Genomic DNA, 15,044 nt, shown 5'->3' with positions numbered 1-15,044 from the left:
GTGGATCGGGTTCAGGCGCGGGCGCCGGGGCGCTCGCGCAGCAGGGCCATGCACGCCATGCCGAAGGCCAGCACGGCGGCGGAGATGTAGAAGTTGGCGGCCAGGCTGCCGGTGGCGTCGGAGACGAAGCCGGCGATCGTCGGCGCGACGATCGACGAGCACATGCCGACGAAGTTGTAGATGCCATAGGCCGTGCCGTAGCGCGCCTCGGGGGCGTTGTCGGCGACGGTGGCGATCAGCACCGGGTCCAGCGCCAGCTTGCCGAAGAAGCCGTAGACGCAGATCGCGACGATCACCTGGTTCACGTCCTGCAGCCAGGCGATGCTGATCAGGCTGGCGACGGCGATCGGCACCAGCACGAAGACCAGCGGCTTGCGCCGGCCCAGCTTGTCGGAGATGCGCGCGAACAGCAGGCCGCCGGGGATCGACACCCAGGCCACCAGCGAGCTGACGTTGCCGATCTCCTTGACCGGGATGCCGCGTTCGGTCTGCAGGTAGTACGGCAGCCAGGTGAGGATCATGAAGAAGCCGAACAGCGAGCAGAACACCATCACGTAGGTGACCAGCAGGTTGCGGTTCCTCAGCAGCGAGGTGAACGAGCGCGTGTGCGCCTCGGCCAGCGCGCCGGGGCGGCGCGGGTTCTCCTTGATCAGCCAGGCGATCAGCAGCCCGGTGACCACCGTCGGCACGGCCATGAAATAGAACGGCGTGCGCCAGCCCAGCTCCAGCGTGTGCGCCACCCAGCTCGAGGCCATCAGCCCGAGCGCGATGCCGAAGGCCATGCCCGAGTTGATCAGCGCCATGCCCAGCGAGCGGTGCGCGGCCGGGATCTGCTCCGCGCTGATGCCGAACTGCGGGCCGTAGTAGGTGCCTTCGGCGGCGCCGGTGCCGATGCGCGCCAGCAGCAGCTCCCAGTACGAGCGCACGACGCCGGTCACCGCCGTCAGCACGCCGAACAGCACGAAGCCGGGCACCAGCACTTTCTTGCGGCCGATGCGGTCGCCGAGCACGCCGGCCGGGATCTGCAGCACCGCGTACGACAGGAAGAACGAGCTGCTGACCAGGCCGAGCTGCGTCGCGCTGAGGCCGAACTCGGTCTGGATGTCCTTCATCACCGGGTTCAGCACGGTGCGGTCGGCGTACATGAAGATCCAGCCGAGCCAGAACAGGAACACGGTGATCCACCAGCCCGGGATGCCGACGCGACGGTCGATCGCGCGGGTCGGCAGCGGCTTGGGACAGATCGGGGCAGTCATTCGGGGAACTCCGTCGCGTGGGGCTCCGTCCGGGGCGGCCGTGGCCGGCGGCCCGCACGGAGCAAGCCGGTCACGCCGTCGCGGCCTGTTTCGGGGTTTCGCGCAGGAAGCCCATGCCGATCATCCCGACCGCGAGCACGGCGGCCGAAATGTAGAAGTTGGTGGCCAGGCTGCCGGTGGCGTCGGACACGAAGCCGGCGATCGTCGGCGCCAGGATCGACGAGCTCATGCCGACGAAATTGAAGATGCCGAAGGCCGTGCCGTAGCTCTCCTTGGGCGTGTTGTCGGCCACCGTGGCGATCAGCACCGGGTCCAGCGCCAGCTTGCCGAAGAAGCCGTAGACGCAGATCGCGGCGATGACCTGGTTCACGTCCTGCAGCCAGGCGATGCTGATCAGGCTGGCCGCGGCGATCGGCACCAGCACGAAGACCAGCGGCTTGCGCTTGCCGAGCTTGTCGGAGACCTGGGCGAACAGCAGGCCGCCGGGGATCGACACCCAGGCCACCAGCGAGCTGATGTTGCCGATCTCCTTGACCGGGATGCCGCGCTCGGTCTGCAGGTAGTACGGCAGCCAGGTGAGGATCATGAAGAAGCCGAACAGCGAGCAGAACACCATCACGTAGGTGACCAGCAGGTTGCGGTTCTTCAGCAGCGCGACGAACGACGCCTTGTTCGACTGCGCCTGCGCCTGGGCGCCGAGCGGCCGCGGGTTCTCCTTGATCAGCCACCAGATCAGCAGCGCCATCACCACCGTCGGCACGGCCATCACGAAGAACGGCGCGCGCCAGCCGTAGCCCAGCGAGTGCGCGACCCAGGACGAGACCATCAGCCCGAGCGCGATGCCGAAGGCCATGCCGGAGTTGATCAGCGCGCTGCCCAGCGAGCGGTTGCGCGCCGGGATCTGCTCGGCGGCGATGCCGTACTGCGGCCCGTAATAGGTGCCCTGGCCGGCGCCGGTGACCACCCGCGCGGCGATGAAGGTGGCGAAGCTCCTGGCCATGCCGCTGACCGCGGTGAACAGCCCGAAGAGCAGGAAGCCGGGCACCAGCACCTTCTTGCGGCCGATGCGGTCGCCGAGCACGCCGGCCGGCACCTGCAGCAGCGCGTACGACAGGAAGAAGGCGCTGCTGATGATGCCGAGCTGCGTGGCGCTGAGGCCGAACTCGGTCTGGATGTCCTTCATCACCGGGTTGAGGATCGTGCGGTCGGCGTACATGAAGATCCAGCCGAGCCAGAACACGGCCACGGTGATCCACCAGCCGGGTATCCCGGCCCTGCGCTCGGTCGCGGCCTCCTGGCCGCGGTCCGGTGTCGTGATCGATGACATTGCTTCTACCTCTGTGCTGCGTTCAGTTGACGACGCAGCCAGTGTCATCACGACACCCCGCCGAGGGCAGGTGCCAGGCATCGTTTTCCGCGACTTTCAAACAGCTCTCAACAATGCAATCGCGACCGTTCGAAACCCGGAAGAGCCGGTTTCAGGGCCTCGTGGCGATTCGAAAGATCGGCATTGCACTGTGAGACCGATTCGAACGAACGTGGGGATCGGCGTTTCGACAATGGCTTTTGCAAAGACTGACCGTTCTGCAGGAGCACATGCGATGACCCAACCGTTCTCCGTTCCGCGCCGCCTGATCGTCGCGGTGGGCGGCAACGCCCTCGACCCGGCCGAGGGCCGCGGCACGCCCGAGGAGCAGAAGGCGATCGCCGCGGCCACGGCCCGAGCGATGCTGCCGCTGCTCGAACTCGACAACCAGCTCGTCGTCGTGCACGGCAACGGCCCGCAGGTCGGCAAGCTGCTGCTGGCCAACGCCGCGGCGCAGGACCGCGTGGCGCCGCAGTCGCTGGACATCCTGGTGGCGCAGACCCAGGGCGCGCTGGCCTACATCCTGGCGCAGGCCTTCGAGAACGCGCTGCGCGAAGCCGGCAACCCGCGCCACGTCGTCGGGCTGGTGACGCAGGTCGAGGTCGACCGCCACGACCCGGCCTTCGCCAACCCGACCAAGCCGGTCGGCCCCTTCTTCAGCGAAGCCCAGGCCAAGGCACTGGCCGCCGAGCTGGGCGTGACGGTGCGCGAGGACTCGGGCCGCGGCTGGCGCTACGTCGTGCCCTCGCCCAAGCCCAAGCACATCTGCGACGTCTCGCTGGTCGAGGCGCTGATGTGCGGCCGCACCGTCGTCATCGCCGGCGGCGGCGGCGGCATCCCGGTGCTGCGCGACGAGGCCGGCCGCCGCCGCGGCGTCGAGGCCGTCATCGACAAGGACCTGACGGCGGCGGTGATGGCCAACGTGCTGGGCATCCGCGACATGATGATCCTGACCGCCGTGCCGCGTGTCGCCGTCCACTTCGGCCAGCCCCAGCAGCGCGACCTGGCACGCGCCTCGCTGAGCGAGATGAAGCGTTACCTGGCCGAGGGCCACTTCCCGCCCGGCAGCATGGGGCCAAAGATCGAGGCGGCGATCCGCTTCCTCGAGACCGGCGGCCGGCGCGTGATCATCACCAGCCTGGAGACCGCGGTGCCGGCGCTGATGGGCGAGACCGGCACGCACATCGTGCACGACCACGAGACCGAAGGCGACGACGAGGCGGCAGCCGTTGCCGGCAGCCGTTTGCTGCGCACCCCCGCGGCGCTGGCGACGGCCTGAGCACCGCGCGGGCCGCCCCGTCCCCGGAGATGGCGGCCCCTGACGCGGCCCGCGCCGCGTCGGATGAAACGAGCGGCCGGCCCGGGTCGGGAGGAGCCGCCGCCCGGGCCGTGAGGCGCCTCAGGCGGCGGCGGATCGGCTAACCTGCCGGCCGCCCGCGCATCCGGGAGCCCCCGCCGCCATGAAGAGCGCCCTGTTCGTCGACTTCGACAACGTGTTTTCGCAGCTGCGCCAGCTGCAGCCCGACGCCGCCGAACGTTTCGCGCGTCACCCTTCCGAATGGATCGGCTGGCTGACCAGCGCTCTGGCACTGCCCGAGCCGCACGAGGACGGCGAGCGCCGCCGGCTGCTGGTGCGCCGCTGCTACCTGAACCCGAACTGGTACCAGACCTACCGCCACGCCTTCCTGCGTGCCGGCTTCGAGATCGTCGACTGCCCGCCGGTGACCAGCCAGGGCAAGACCAGCACCGACATCCACATGGTGCTGGACATCGTCGACCTGCTGCAGCACGAGACCCGCTGCGACGAGTTCATCGTCTTCTCGGCCGACGCCGACTTCACGCCGGTGCTGCGCAAGCTGCGCCGCTACGACCGCCGCACCACGGTGCTGGCGATCGGTTTCCCGTCGGCGGCCTACCAGGCCTCGGCCGACCTGCTGATCGACGAACGGGTGTTCCTGCGCGACGCGCTGGCGCTGGCGCAGCCGGCGCCAGAAGCCGTGGCCGACACGGGCGAAGCACGCGCCGCCGCCGCGCCGCGGCCCGAGCCGGCGCGCGAGGCGCCGCGCCCCGCCACCGGCGACGAACTGGGCCTGATCGCCACCCGCATCTGGGCCACGGTCGACGAGTCGGCGCTGCCGGTGAGCGCCGGCATGCTGGCCTCGCGCCTGCGCCAGGAGCACCCGGACATCATGGAGAACTGGAACGGCGGCGGCACGTTCAAGGCCTTCTTCCGGTCACTGGGGATGGCGCGGCTGCTGTGGATCAGCGGTTCGGGGGGGCGCATCGTCGACCCGGCGCGCCACGAGGTCGAGGCCGCGGCCGTCGAGCAGGACGCGGAGTCGCCCTGGCACGGCCGCGGTGCCACCTTCGCCGTCGTGCGCGAGGTGTGCTCGCTGACCGGCGCGCCGATGCTGGCGCCGCAGGACCTGCAGCTCGTGTTGCGCACGCTGTCGGAGCTGCTGGCCGAACGCGGCTTCGAGGCCGCGGCCACCGCGCACGAGGTCTGCCGCCGCTGCCACGAGACGGCGGGCATGCGCGTGCGCCAGCGCGACGTCAGCTTCCTGGTGCGCGGCATGCAGCTCAACGGCCACGTCTTCGGCCAGGGCCAGGACAGCGTGCCGACGCTGGGCTCGCGGCTGGTGAACCAGATGCAGTTCCTGTGCGAGCGCGAGCAGAAGGTGCTGGACGCCGACGAGCTGGCGCAGATCCGGGCCTGGGTGGGGGTGGAAGCGGTCGAAGAAGCGGCCTGACCGGCGCCCCTTGGCTGGCCGCTGCTTCGGCAAGAAGCTCGAACAGTCGCAACACCACACCCTGATGAACTCCACGCCCTCTTCGCTGCTTGCTCTCTTCGGCCTGTTGCTGCTGTCGGCGACGGCCCGGGCCCAAGACGCCGGCCCGCGCGCTGACGCGCAACCCGGCTTCGACTGCCAGCGCGCGCGCACGCCCGTCGAGCGCCTGGTCTGCGCCGACCCCGACCTGGCCCGGGCGGATGCGCGCATGGCGGCGGCCTACAGCGCGCTGACCCAACGCTGGGAGGAAGACCGCAGCCTGCGCCGCACGCAGCGCCGCTGGCTGCGCGAGCGCAACGCCTGCGGCGCCGACACCGCGTGCGTGGCCGCGGCCTATGCGGCCCGCAACGCGGTGCTGGCACGAGCGCTGGCGCAGGTGCCGGACCTCGGCCCCTTCCCGTGGACGACGGCGCCGGCGGGCAGCACCTGGCGCATCGAGCGCATCGACGACACGCGGGTGCTGCGCTTGACGATCCCGGCAGCGACGCAGCGCCAAACCCTGCAGTGGGAGTTCTATCCCGACCCGGACGACCACCGGCACCTGTTCACCGGCGGGCCGCTCACCGAGGTCGTGTGCCGCCCGCCCGACGCACGCGAAGGCTACGCGCCGCGCTTCAGCTTCCAGCAGCGCAAGGCCGGGCCGGCGATCGCGCCGATCCGGCGGGGTGAACGGCAGGGCTACCGCCTGATGCGCATGACGCTGGGGAAGGATGTGCCGCTGGGCGAGGAGATCCGCTGCAGCTTCGTCTTCAGCAGCTGGCTGCTGGACAAACCGAGCGAGCTGTACCTGGTGCCGGTCGGCGCGACGGCGGCGAGGTGAGACCTGTGCCCTGTGCCGAGGCCGCGGCCCTGCAGCCGGCAGGTGTTGGTAGGCCGTCGGGGGCTCGAACCCCGGACCAAAGGATTATGAGTCCTCTGCTCTAACCGACTGAGCTAACGGCCCCGCGCGAAAAGACGGCGATTCTAGGAGCCCTCGTCGGGCGCCGGCAGCGCGGCGCGCACGGCGTCGTCGAGCGCCGCCAGCGCGCGCTCCAGCTCGGCCTGCTGGGCCTGCAGCTGCTCCAGCGGCACGCCGGCCCGGATCGACTGCTCCAGCACCGCGGCCAGCGCGCTGACGGCCGCCGCGCCGATCTGCGCTGCGCCGCCCTTGAGCGTGTGCGCGGCCAGGCGCGCCGCCGCCAGGTCGCCGCCGGCGAGCGCCTCGCCGACGCGGCCGGCAATCGTGCCGCGGCTGTCGGCAAACCGGCGCAGCAGACGCTCGTACAGCCCGCGCCGGCCGCCGGCCAGCCGCAGGCCGGTCTCGATGTCGAGCACGCCCGGATCGGGTGGAGCGGGGGCCGGCGACGGCGGCGCGACCACGGCCGGCACCGGCTCGGCGCCACGCTCCAGGCAGCCCTGCAGCTGGCTGGCCAGCCGGCGCGGGTCGATGGGCTTGGCGATGTGGCCGTCCATGCCGGCGCTGAGGCAGCGCTGGACGTCGTCGACCATCGCGTTGGCGGTCATCGCGACGATCGGCAGCCGGGCGGCGCCGGGCAACGCCCGGATCGCGCGCGTGGCGCTCAGGCCGTCCATCTCGGGCATCTGCATGTCCATCAGCACGAGGTCGTAGCGGCGCTCGCGCACCCGCTCGACCGCCGTGCGCCCGTTGTCGACGACGTCGACGACCAGGCCCAGCTCGGACAGCAGCTCGACGGCCACCTGCTGGTTGAGCTCGTTGTCCTCGGCCAGCAGCACGCGGCGCCCGGCCAGCGACGCGGGGGCGGCGGCCGGACCGGGCAGCGCGGCGGCCGGCGGCAGCTCGGGCCGCGGCGCCACCAGCAGGCGCATCAGCGCGTCGAGCAGCCGGGACGGCGTCATCGGCTGGCGCAGCAGCGCCAGCGTCGGCGTCTCGGCGACGTCGAGGTCGCCCTCGGGGCCGGCCACCAGCACCAGCCGAGGCGGCCGCGCCAGCGCCAGGGGCTGCAGCAACGCCTCGGGCGCCGCACCGCCGGCGAGCCGCGGATCGACGACGGCGACGTCGAAACCCTGGCCCTCGGCATCGCTCTCCTGCAGCATCGCGGCCGCTGGCGGCCAGTCGTCGGCGACGGCGACGTGCAGCCCGAAGCCGCGCAGCATCGCCACCAGCACCTCGCGCGACCGCGGATGGGCGTCGGCCACCAGCGCATGCCGGCCGCGCAGCGCGGTGTCGCCCCAGTTGCGAGCGCCGCGCCCGGCGCCGACACCCAGGTGGACGGTGAACCAGAACGTCGAGCCCACGCCGGGCTGGCTGTCGACGCCGATCTCGCCGCCCTGCAGTTCCACCAGGCGCTTGGCGATCACCAGGCCCAGGCCGGTGCCGCCGTAGCGCCGCGTGATCGAGCTGTCGGCCTGCTGGAAGCTCTGGAACAGGCGCGAGCGCTGCTCCTCGCCAAGCCCGATGCCGCTGTCCTGCACGGCGCAGCGCAGCAGCACCTGGCCCTCGGTCTGGCGCTGCACGCGCAGGCGCACGCAGACGCCGCCCTGCTCGGTGAACTTCACCGCGTTGCCGCACAGGTTGAGCAGCACCTGGCCCAGACGCAGCGGGTCGCCGACGAGACGGCGGGGCACCTCGGGGCCGAGGTCGACGACGAATTCCAGCCCCTTGGCTGCGGCACGCGCGGCGAGCTGGTCGCAGACCTCGCCGACGACCTCCTCGAGGTCGAACTCGCGCCGCTCGATCTCGAGCTTGCCGGCCTCGATCTTGGAGAAGTCGAGGATGTCGTTGATCGTCGCCAGCAGGCTGCGGCCGGCGGACTGGATCTTCTGCAGGTAGTCGCGCTGGCGCGGGCTGAGCTCGGTGTTCAGCGCCAGCGCGGTCATGCCGATGATCGCGTTCATCGGCGTGCGGATCTCGTGGCTCATCGTCGCCAGGAAGGCACTCTTGGCGGCGCTGGCGGCCTCGGCGAGCTCCTGGGCACGCTTGAGCGGCGTGATGTCGGCGAGCGTGACGACCATGCCGTCGCCCAGTTGCTGGCCACCGGCCAGCAGCACCAGGTCGAGGCCGCCGCGCACGCGCACGCGGCACTCGATCTCGTGCACGCGCCCGCCTTCGCGGGCCGCGCGTTCGACCGCCTCGCGCCAGGCGCGCTGCATCGCCTCGCGCGCGGCGTCGTCCGGGCAGACCAGGCGCCACCAGGCGTCGAAGCTGCCGAGTTCGTGCTCGTCGACACCGAACAGCTCGCGGAAGGCGACGTTGCTCGACTCGACGACCTCGCCGCGCAGGTACAGCATCGGCAGCGGCGCAGCGTCGCTCAGCGCCCGCAGGCGGCGGTCGCGTTCGGCGATGACCTCGCGTTCGCGGGCCTGCAGCAGCGCCTCCTCGGCGGCGCGGCGCCGGGTGATGTCGCGCGACAGGGTCAGCACGTGGCCGGTGGCCTTGCGCGTGGTCGACAGCTCGAACCAGTGCGGCTGGCCGCCGATGTCGAGCTCCATCGTCCGGCCGTAATCCGCACCGTCGCGCAGCGCCACGGAGATCGACTCCAGCACGATCGCCGCGGCGTCGGCGGGCAGGACCTCGCCGACGCGGCGGCCGATGATCTCGTCGGAGTCCCGGTACAGCAGCCGGGTGCTGCTGCCGCCGGAATAGACGTCCAGGTATCGGCCCTGGGCGTCGAACTCGAACAGCAGGTCGGGGATGGCCGACAGCGTCGCGGCCAGGTTGGCGCGCACCGACTCGGCGACCGCGTGCGCGTTGCGCAGCTCGCCCAGCGCGTCCTGCAGCTCGGCGGTGCGCCCGGCCACGCGCCGGCGCAGCGAGACGTTCCACAGCAGCAGCGCCCCGCCCAGCGCCAGCACGCCGGGGGCGATCCACCACAGCTGGTCGACGTAGGACGCACCGCGCAGCGGCTCGCCGAACCAGGCGATGCGCAGCGCCTCGTCCTCCTCGGGCGAGATCGCCGCGACGCCCCGGTCGACCAGCGCCAGCGTCGCGCTGTCGCCCTTGCGCACGGCGCGGTGGAACTGCCCGGTGTAGAGCTGGAACGCACGCTTGAACTCGCGTTCGGCGCCGAACTTGTAGAGGTAGAAGTTGGCCGGGGCCTGGTCGAGACAGAACAGGCGCACCTCGGCGCGCTTGGCGCCGGCGATCAGCGCGTCGTAGTTGGCGTACTCGACGAGCGAGTCGATGCCGTGCTCGTGCAGCTTGTCGATGCAGGCGTCACCCGCCTGCACCCCCACCGGCAGACCCTTCAGCGTGGCGACGCTGTTCACCCCGCTCAGCCCGACGTGGCTGTAGATGTTGACCGGCAGCTGCGCGTGCGGCGAGGAGAAGTCGTAAATCGCCTCGCGCGCCGGGGTGCGGTAGATCAGGTCGATGACGTCGGCCTCGCCGGCCTGCACACGCCGCTGGGCCTCGACCCAGCCGGTGGCGATCAGCTCGACGCGCACGCCGGTGCGGCGCTGCCAGAGTTTCCAGTAGTCGACCAGATAGCCCTGGACCTGGCCGTCGGCGTCACGGAACAGGAACGGCGGGTAGTTCTCGTCGCTGATGACGCGCAGCACGCGGTCCTGCGCCAGCGCGTTGCCGGCGGCGACAAAGGCGAACACGAGCATCGCCAGGACATGCGCGAACCGGGGCGGATGGAAGACCGCAGGGCACCGAGGCTCCGTGAGACGACGAACGCGAACGAACAACCGAACTCCCGTGGCGGAGACCGGGTGATCGCCCCCGCCAGACTGGCCTGCGGACGGCGTCTGTCGCGCCTGGTCCGCACCGGAGTGGATGGCGACCGCGCCTACGCTGCACGCGGTGCCATGCGGTTTATAACGGCCACCACGTTGCAGCGTGTATCGGCCGCCCCCCACGGGGCTGAAAAATCTCAACGCCGGGCCGGCAATCCCTCACGCGCGGGCCGTCTGCGTGACGCGCGCTCAGCGCGAGGACAGCGCATTGCCCACCAGCCGGGCGGTGATGTCGACGATGCGGATCATGCGGTCGTAGGCCATGCGCGTCGGGCCGATGACACCCAGCGTGCCGACGATGCGCCCGTCCACCTCGTAGGGGGCGGTGACGACCGACAGCTCCTCGAACGGCACGACCTGGCTCTCGCCGCCGATGTAGATGCGCACCCCCTCGGCCCGGCTGCTGACGTCGAGCAGCCGCATCAGCTCGGTCTTCTGCTCGAAGACGTCGAACAGCCGGCGCAGCCCGACCATGTCGTGGCCCAGGTCCTGCACGCCCAGCAGGTTGTGCTCGCCGGAGACGACGACGTTCTCGCTGCGCCCGGCCAGCTCCTCGCCGGCCTGCACCGCGGCCTGCATCAGCTGGGCGATCTCGCCGCGCAGCGCGTCGACCTCGTGTTTCAGGCGCTCGCGCACCTCCTCGATCGCCAGCCCGGTGTAGTGGGCGTTGAGGAAGTTGGTGGCCTCGATCAGCTCGGCCTGGGTGTAGTCGCGGGCGGTGAAGATGACGCGGTTCTGAACGTCGCCGTCGGGCGCGACGAGGATCACCAGCACGCGGCGCTCGCCCAGGCGCAGGAACTCGATGTGGTGGATCAGCCCGGCCTTGCGCGGCGCGCTGACGACGCCGACGAAGCTCGACAGGTTGGACAGCAGCGAAGCCGCCTGGGCGATGACACGCTGCGGCTGGTCGGGATGCAGCTGCTCGCGCGCGGCGGCCAGCTCCGGGGCGACGGTCTGCAGGTCGATCGGGCGTGCGGTGAGCATCGTGTCGACGAACAGCCGGTAGCCGCGTGCCGTCGGGATGCGGCCGGCGCTGGTGTGCGGGCTGGCGATCAGGCCGAGCTCTTCCAGGTCGGCCATCACGTTGCGGATCGTCGCCGGCGACAGGTCCAGCCCGGAGGCGCGCGACAGCGTGCGCGACCCCACCGGCTGGCCGTCGGCGATGTAGCGCTCCACGAGGGCTTTCAGCAGCGTCTTGGCGCGGTCGTCGAGCATGGTTTCGGATTGTAGGGAGCAGTTTTCCCTATGGTGTAATGCGCCGCATGCCGGCCCCGTTCCGCCATGCCGCGATCGTCGGAAAGTACCAGGCACAGGGCATCGCCCCGGTGCTGCTGGAGCTTGCGCGTTTCCTGCAGCAGCAGGACGTCGCGGTGTCCTTCGAGCGCGAGACCGCCGAGGCCACCGGCATCGCCGAGTTCGGCGCCCACGACGCGCAGTCGCTGGGCGAACACTGCGACTTCGCCGTCGTCGTCGGCGGCGACGGCACGATGCTCGGCATCGCGCGCGAGTTCTCGCGCCACAACCTGCCGCTGGTCGGCATCAACCAGGGCCGGCTGGGTTTCATCACCGACGTGCCGGTGGGCCAGTACAAGGAGGCGCTCGCGACGCTGATCGCCGGCGACTACGAGGAAGAGCATCGCTCGATGCTCGAAGGCCAGGTCTTCCGCGACGGCCAGCCGATCCACGAGGCGCTGTCGCTGAACGACGTGGTGGTGGCGCGCGGCGTCACGGCCAGCATGGTCGAGCTGCGGGTCGACGTCGACGACGACTTCGTCGCCAACCTGCGCTGCGACGGCCTGATCATCGCCACGCCGACCGGCTCCACCGCCTACGCGCTGTCCGCCGGCGGGCCGATCCTGCACCCCGGCATCGCCGGGCTGGTGTTCGCGCCGATCGCCTCGCACACGCTGTCCAACCGGCCGATCGTGCTGCCCGACAGCGCGACGGTGCGCATCACGCTGGTCGCCGGGCGCGACGCCTCGGCGCACTTCGACATGCACAGCCTGGCCAGCCTGCAGCACGGCGACTGCGTGCAGGTGCGGCGCTCGGCCTACAAGGTGCGTTTTCTTCATCCGCGCGGCTGGAGCTACTACGCGACGTTGCGTCGAAAACTCCGCTGGTACGAAGGCGTGGTCTAGAGATGCTCCGCCGACTTTCTCTTCGCGACGTCGTCATCGTCGAACGCCTGGAGATCGAGCTGGACGCCGGCTTCAGCGTGCTCACCGGCGAGACCGGTGCCGGCAAGTCCATCCTGATCGACGCGCTGCAGCTGGCGCTGGGCGCACGCGGCGACGCCACGCTGGTGCGCGAAGGCGCGGCGCGTGCCGAAGTGGCCGCCGAATTCGACGCCCCGCCCTCGCTGGCCGCCTGGCTGGACGAGGCCGGCTTCGCCGCCGAGCCGACGCTGCTGCTGCGCCGCACGATCGACGCCCAGGGCAAGAGCCGGGCGTGGATCAACGGCAGCCCGGCCACCGTGACGCAGCTGCGCGAAGCCGCCGACCATCTCGTCGACATCCACGGCCAGCACGCCTGGCAGAGCCTGACGCGGCCGGCCGCGGTGCGCGCGCTGCTCGACGCCCAGGCCGGCGCCGACACCCGCCCGCTGGCCGCCCGCTGGGCCGCCTGGCGCCAGGCGCTGGGCGCGCTGGACGCCGCCCGCGCGCAGCGCGACACGCTGGAGCGTGAACGCGAGCGCCTGGCCTGGCAGATCGGCGAGCTCGACAAGCTCGCGCCGGGCGAACACGAGTGGGAGGAGCTGAACGCCGAGCACCAGCGGCTGGCGCACGGCCAGGCGCTGCTCGACGGCGCCCGCGCGGCGCTGGACGCCACCGCCGAAGGTGAACCCTCGGCCGATGCGCTGATCGCGCGTGCCATCGACGCACTGGAGGAGGTGCAGCGCTACGACGCCGAGCTGGCCTCGGTCGTCGAGGTGCTGCGCGGCGCCCAGGCGCAGCTGGAAGACGCCGCGCACACGCTGGGCAGCTACCTCGGCCGCCGCGAACCGGACCCCGAACGCCTGGCCGACCTGGACGCCCGCCTGGGGGCCTGGGTCTCGCTGGCGCGGCGCTACCGCCGCCAGCCGATCGAGCTGCCGGCGCTGCTGGCCGGCTGGAAGGCCGAACTCGCGGCGCTCGACGCCGCCGCCGACCTCGACGGCCTCGAACGGGCCGCCGCCGAAGCCGAACGCGCCTGGCGCGACGAGGCGAAGAAGATCAGCCGCGCCCGCGCCAAGGCCGCGCCCAAACTCGCCGACGCGGTGACGCAGGCGATGCAGCAGCTGGGCATGGCCGGCGGGCGTTTCGAGGTCGCGCTGCTGCCGCAGGACGAACCGCAGGCCTACGGGCTGGAGAACGTCGAGCTGCGTGTCGCCGGCCACGCCGGCAGCACGCCGCGCGCGATCGCCAAGGTCGCCTCGGGCGGCGAGCTGTCGCGGCTGGCGCTGGCGATCGCCGTTACCACGGCCGCCAACGCGCCCGGCGACGGCGCGCAGACGCTGATCTTCGACGAGATCGACGCCGGTGTCGGCGGCGCCGTGGCCGACAGCGTCGGGCGGCTGATGAAGCAGCTCGGCGGCACGACGCAGGTGCTGGCCGTGACCCACCTGGCGCAGGTCGCGGCCTGCGCCGACCATCATTTCGTCGTCGCCAAGGCGCTGCAGGGCCAGGCCACGGTCAGCGAGGTGCGGCCGGTGGCCGGCGAGGCCCGCGTGGCCGAGGTCGCGCGCATGCTCGGCGGCGAACGCCTGACCAGCACCAGCCGCGCCCACGCCGAGGCGATGCTGGCAGGGAACGCACGATGAGCCCTCGGGACCTGCCGCGGGCTCGTTCCTGCCGGGCCGCAGCGGCCGCAGGCCGAAGGGAGTTCCAGTGAGCGGATTCGTCGACCCGCCGCCCAGCGAATGGGCGCCGCTGCCCGACGGCAGCGGCAACGAGATCTTCCTCGTCACCGGGATCTCCGGCTCGGGCAAGTCGATCGCCCTGCACGCGCTCGAGGATGCCGGCTACTTCTGCGTCGACAACCTGCCGCCGGAGCTGCTGCGCGAGTTCATCCGCCTGGAGCACGGCCGCTGGACGCGGCGCGTGGCCGTCGCGGTGGACGTGCGCACCGTCGGTTCGCTGCCGCTGCTGCTGCCGCTGATCGACGAGCTGCGCGCCGAAGGGCTGAAGGTTCGTTCGCTGTTCCTGGACGCCAGCACCGACGCGCTGGTGCGGCGCTTCTCCGAGACCCGCCGGCCGCACCCGCTGTCCTCGGTGCCGGCCGGCAACGACGCCGCGCGCGCGCTGGTCGAGGCGATCGAGCTCGAACGCGAGCTGCTGGCGGGGCTGCGCGAGAAGTCCACCGTCATCGACACCAGCCAGCTGCGCCCCGGGGTGCTGCGTGCCTGGGTGCGCGGGCTGGCCGGCGCACGCGAGTCGGCGCTGACGCTGGTCTTCGAGAGCTTCGCCTTCAAGCAGGGCGTGCCGCTTGACGCCGACTTCGTCTTCGACCTGCGTGCGCTGCCCAACCCGTACTACGTGCGCGAGCTGCGTGCGCTGACCGGCCGCGACGAGCCGGTGGCCGCCTACCTGCGGGCGCAAACCGATGCCGGCGAGATGCTCGAGCAGATCGCCACCTTCATCGAACGCTGGCTGCCGGCCTTCGAGGACAACCAGCGCAGCTACCTGACGGTCGCGCTGGGCTGCACCGGCGGCCAGCACCGCTCGGTCTACGGCGTCGAGCAGCTGGCCCGGCGCTTCGAAGGCCGCCAGGCCACCTTGATCCGCCATCGCGAGCTCGACGCCCGTGGATGAAATGACGGCCCCCGGCCGCCTGGCGGCCGCCCTTGCAGGGCGCGCCGGCCGGGGACGGCGGGCTCTTCGCCAGGCGCAGACAGTCCTCCGGACTGTCTTCGTCCGGGCTCAGCCCCAAAGGGGCTCCGAATCCGACCGGGAGACC

10 protein-coding genes and 1 tRNA gene are annotated in these 15,044 nt (G+C 71.7%); 6 read left to right on the top strand and 5 right to left on the bottom strand.

Going from position 1 to position 15,044, the window contains the following annotated elements; translation table 11 throughout:
* Positions 1–11 precede the first annotated feature (11 nt).
* Both RBXJA2T_RS15385 and RBXJA2T_RS15380 read right to left on the bottom strand, forming a co-directional pair.
* A complete protein-coding gene (locus RBXJA2T_RS15385; protein WP_009858329.1) occupies positions 12–1,256 on the bottom strand; it encodes an MFS transporter in 1,245 nt (414 codons plus the stop codon).
* A 70-nt stretch (positions 1,257–1,326) separates the two neighbouring features.
* On the bottom strand, positions 1,327–2,583 hold the full coding sequence (locus tag RBXJA2T_RS15380; RefSeq protein WP_050801781.1) for an MFS transporter: 1,257 nt from the start codon (positions 2,581–2,583) through the stop codon (positions 1,327–1,329).
* Between the two features lie 274 nt (positions 2,584–2,857).
* Between RBXJA2T_RS15380 and RBXJA2T_RS15375 the strand changes: the two genes are divergently transcribed.
* The 3 genes from RBXJA2T_RS15375 (at position 2,858) to RBXJA2T_RS19580 (ending at position 6,231) form a co-directional block, all read left to right on the top strand.
* Positions 2,858–3,901 (top strand): carbamate kinase, encoded by a 1,044-nt coding sequence (locus RBXJA2T_RS15375; RefSeq protein ID WP_009858327.1) that lies wholly within the window; start codon positions 2,858–2,860, stop codon positions 3,899–3,901.
* Between the two features lie 181 nt (positions 3,902–4,082).
* On the top strand, positions 4,083–5,372 hold the full coding sequence (locus tag RBXJA2T_RS15370; RefSeq protein ID WP_009858326.1) for an NYN domain-containing protein: 1,290 nt from the start codon (positions 4,083–4,085) through the stop codon (positions 5,370–5,372).
* 64 nt (positions 5,373–5,436) lie between these two features.
* Positions 5,437–6,231 (top strand): lysozyme inhibitor LprI family protein, encoded by a 795-nt coding sequence (locus RBXJA2T_RS19580; RefSeq protein ID WP_138938896.1) that lies wholly within the window; start codon positions 5,437–5,439, stop codon positions 6,229–6,231.
* A gap of 46 nt (positions 6,232–6,277) precedes the next feature.
* On the opposite strand, the gene RBXJA2T_RS15360 is transcribed toward RBXJA2T_RS19580, so the two are convergent.
* The 3 genes from RBXJA2T_RS15360 to hrcA all read right to left on the bottom strand — a co-directional run bounded on the left by RBXJA2T_RS15360 (position 6,278) and on the right by hrcA (position 11,324).
* Positions 6,278–6,354, bottom strand: a tRNA-Ile gene (locus RBXJA2T_RS15360).
* Between the two features lie 20 nt (positions 6,355–6,374).
* Positions 6,375–9,980 (bottom strand): response regulator, encoded by a 3,606-nt coding sequence (locus RBXJA2T_RS15355; protein ID WP_009858324.1) that lies wholly within the window; start codon positions 9,978–9,980, stop codon positions 6,375–6,377.
* Between the two features lie 318 nt (positions 9,981–10,298).
* Positions 10,299–11,324: a heat-inducible transcriptional repressor HrcA gene (gene hrcA, locus RBXJA2T_RS15350; RefSeq protein ID WP_009858323.1), complete on the bottom strand. Its 1,026-nt coding sequence runs from the start codon at positions 11,322–11,324 to the stop codon at positions 10,299–10,301.
* Between the two features lie 47 nt (positions 11,325–11,371).
* Here hrcA and RBXJA2T_RS15345 point away from each other — a divergent pair, with 47 nt between their 5' ends.
* From RBXJA2T_RS15345 to rapZ, 3 genes are all read left to right on the top strand, one after another.
* On the top strand, positions 11,372–12,247 hold the full coding sequence (locus RBXJA2T_RS15345; RefSeq protein ID WP_029718748.1) for an NAD kinase: 876 nt from the start codon (positions 11,372–11,374) through the stop codon (positions 12,245–12,247).
* Between the two features lie 2 nt (positions 12,248–12,249).
* Positions 12,250–13,908: a DNA repair protein RecN gene (gene recN / locus RBXJA2T_RS15340; RefSeq protein WP_009858321.1), complete on the top strand. Its 1,659-nt coding sequence runs from the start codon at positions 12,250–12,252 to the stop codon at positions 13,906–13,908.
* Between the two features lie 109 nt (positions 13,909–14,017).
* Positions 14,018–14,899 carry an RNase adapter RapZ gene (gene rapZ / locus RBXJA2T_RS15335; protein WP_029718747.1) on the top strand — a complete coding sequence of 294 codons (882 nt, stop codon included), beginning with the start codon at positions 14,018–14,020 and terminating at the stop codon, positions 14,897–14,899.
* The last annotated feature ends 145 nt before the right edge of the window (positions 14,900–15,044 follow it).

This window comes from Rubrivivax benzoatilyticus JA2 = ATCC BAA-35 (genome assembly GCF_000190375.1).
Classification (GTDB): domain Bacteria; phylum Pseudomonadota; class Gammaproteobacteria; order Burkholderiales; family Burkholderiaceae_C; genus Rubrivivax; species Rubrivivax benzoatilyticus.
The sequence above is the reverse complement of the archived record's forward strand: the minus strand, read 5'-3'. Positions and strand labels throughout refer to the sequence as shown.

Excerpts from the sequence above, each read along its gene's own strand:
- RBXJA2T_RS15385 (WP_009858329.1), bottom strand. The coding sequence starts at position 1,256 with ATGACTGCCCCGATCTGTCCCAAGCCGCTGCCGACCCGCGCGATCGAC.
- RBXJA2T_RS15380 (WP_050801781.1), bottom strand. The coding sequence starts at position 2,583 with ATGTCATCGATCACGACACCGGACCGCGGCCAGGAGGCCGCGACCGAG.
- RBXJA2T_RS15375 (WP_009858327.1), top strand. The coding sequence starts at position 2,858 with ATGACCCAACCGTTCTCCGTTCCGCGCCGCCTGATCGTCGCGGTGGGC.
- RBXJA2T_RS15370 (WP_009858326.1), top strand. The coding sequence starts at position 4,083 with ATGAAGAGCGCCCTGTTCGTCGACTTCGACAACGTGTTTTCGCAGCTG.
- RBXJA2T_RS19580 (WP_138938896.1), top strand. The coding sequence starts at position 5,437 with ATGAACTCCACGCCCTCTTCGCTGCTTGCTCTCTTCGGCCTGTTGCTG.
- RBXJA2T_RS15355 (WP_009858324.1), bottom strand. The coding sequence starts at position 9,980 with ATGCTCGTGTTCGCCTTTGTCGCCGCCGGCAACGCGCTGGCGCAGGAC.
- hrcA (WP_009858323.1), bottom strand. The coding sequence starts at position 11,324 with ATGCTCGACGACCGCGCCAAGACGCTGCTGAAAGCCCTCGTGGAGCGC.
- RBXJA2T_RS15345 (WP_029718748.1), top strand. The coding sequence starts at position 11,372 with ATGCCGGCCCCGTTCCGCCATGCCGCGATCGTCGGAAAGTACCAGGCA.
- recN (WP_009858321.1), top strand. The coding sequence starts at position 12,250 with ATGCTCCGCCGACTTTCTCTTCGCGACGTCGTCATCGTCGAACGCCTG.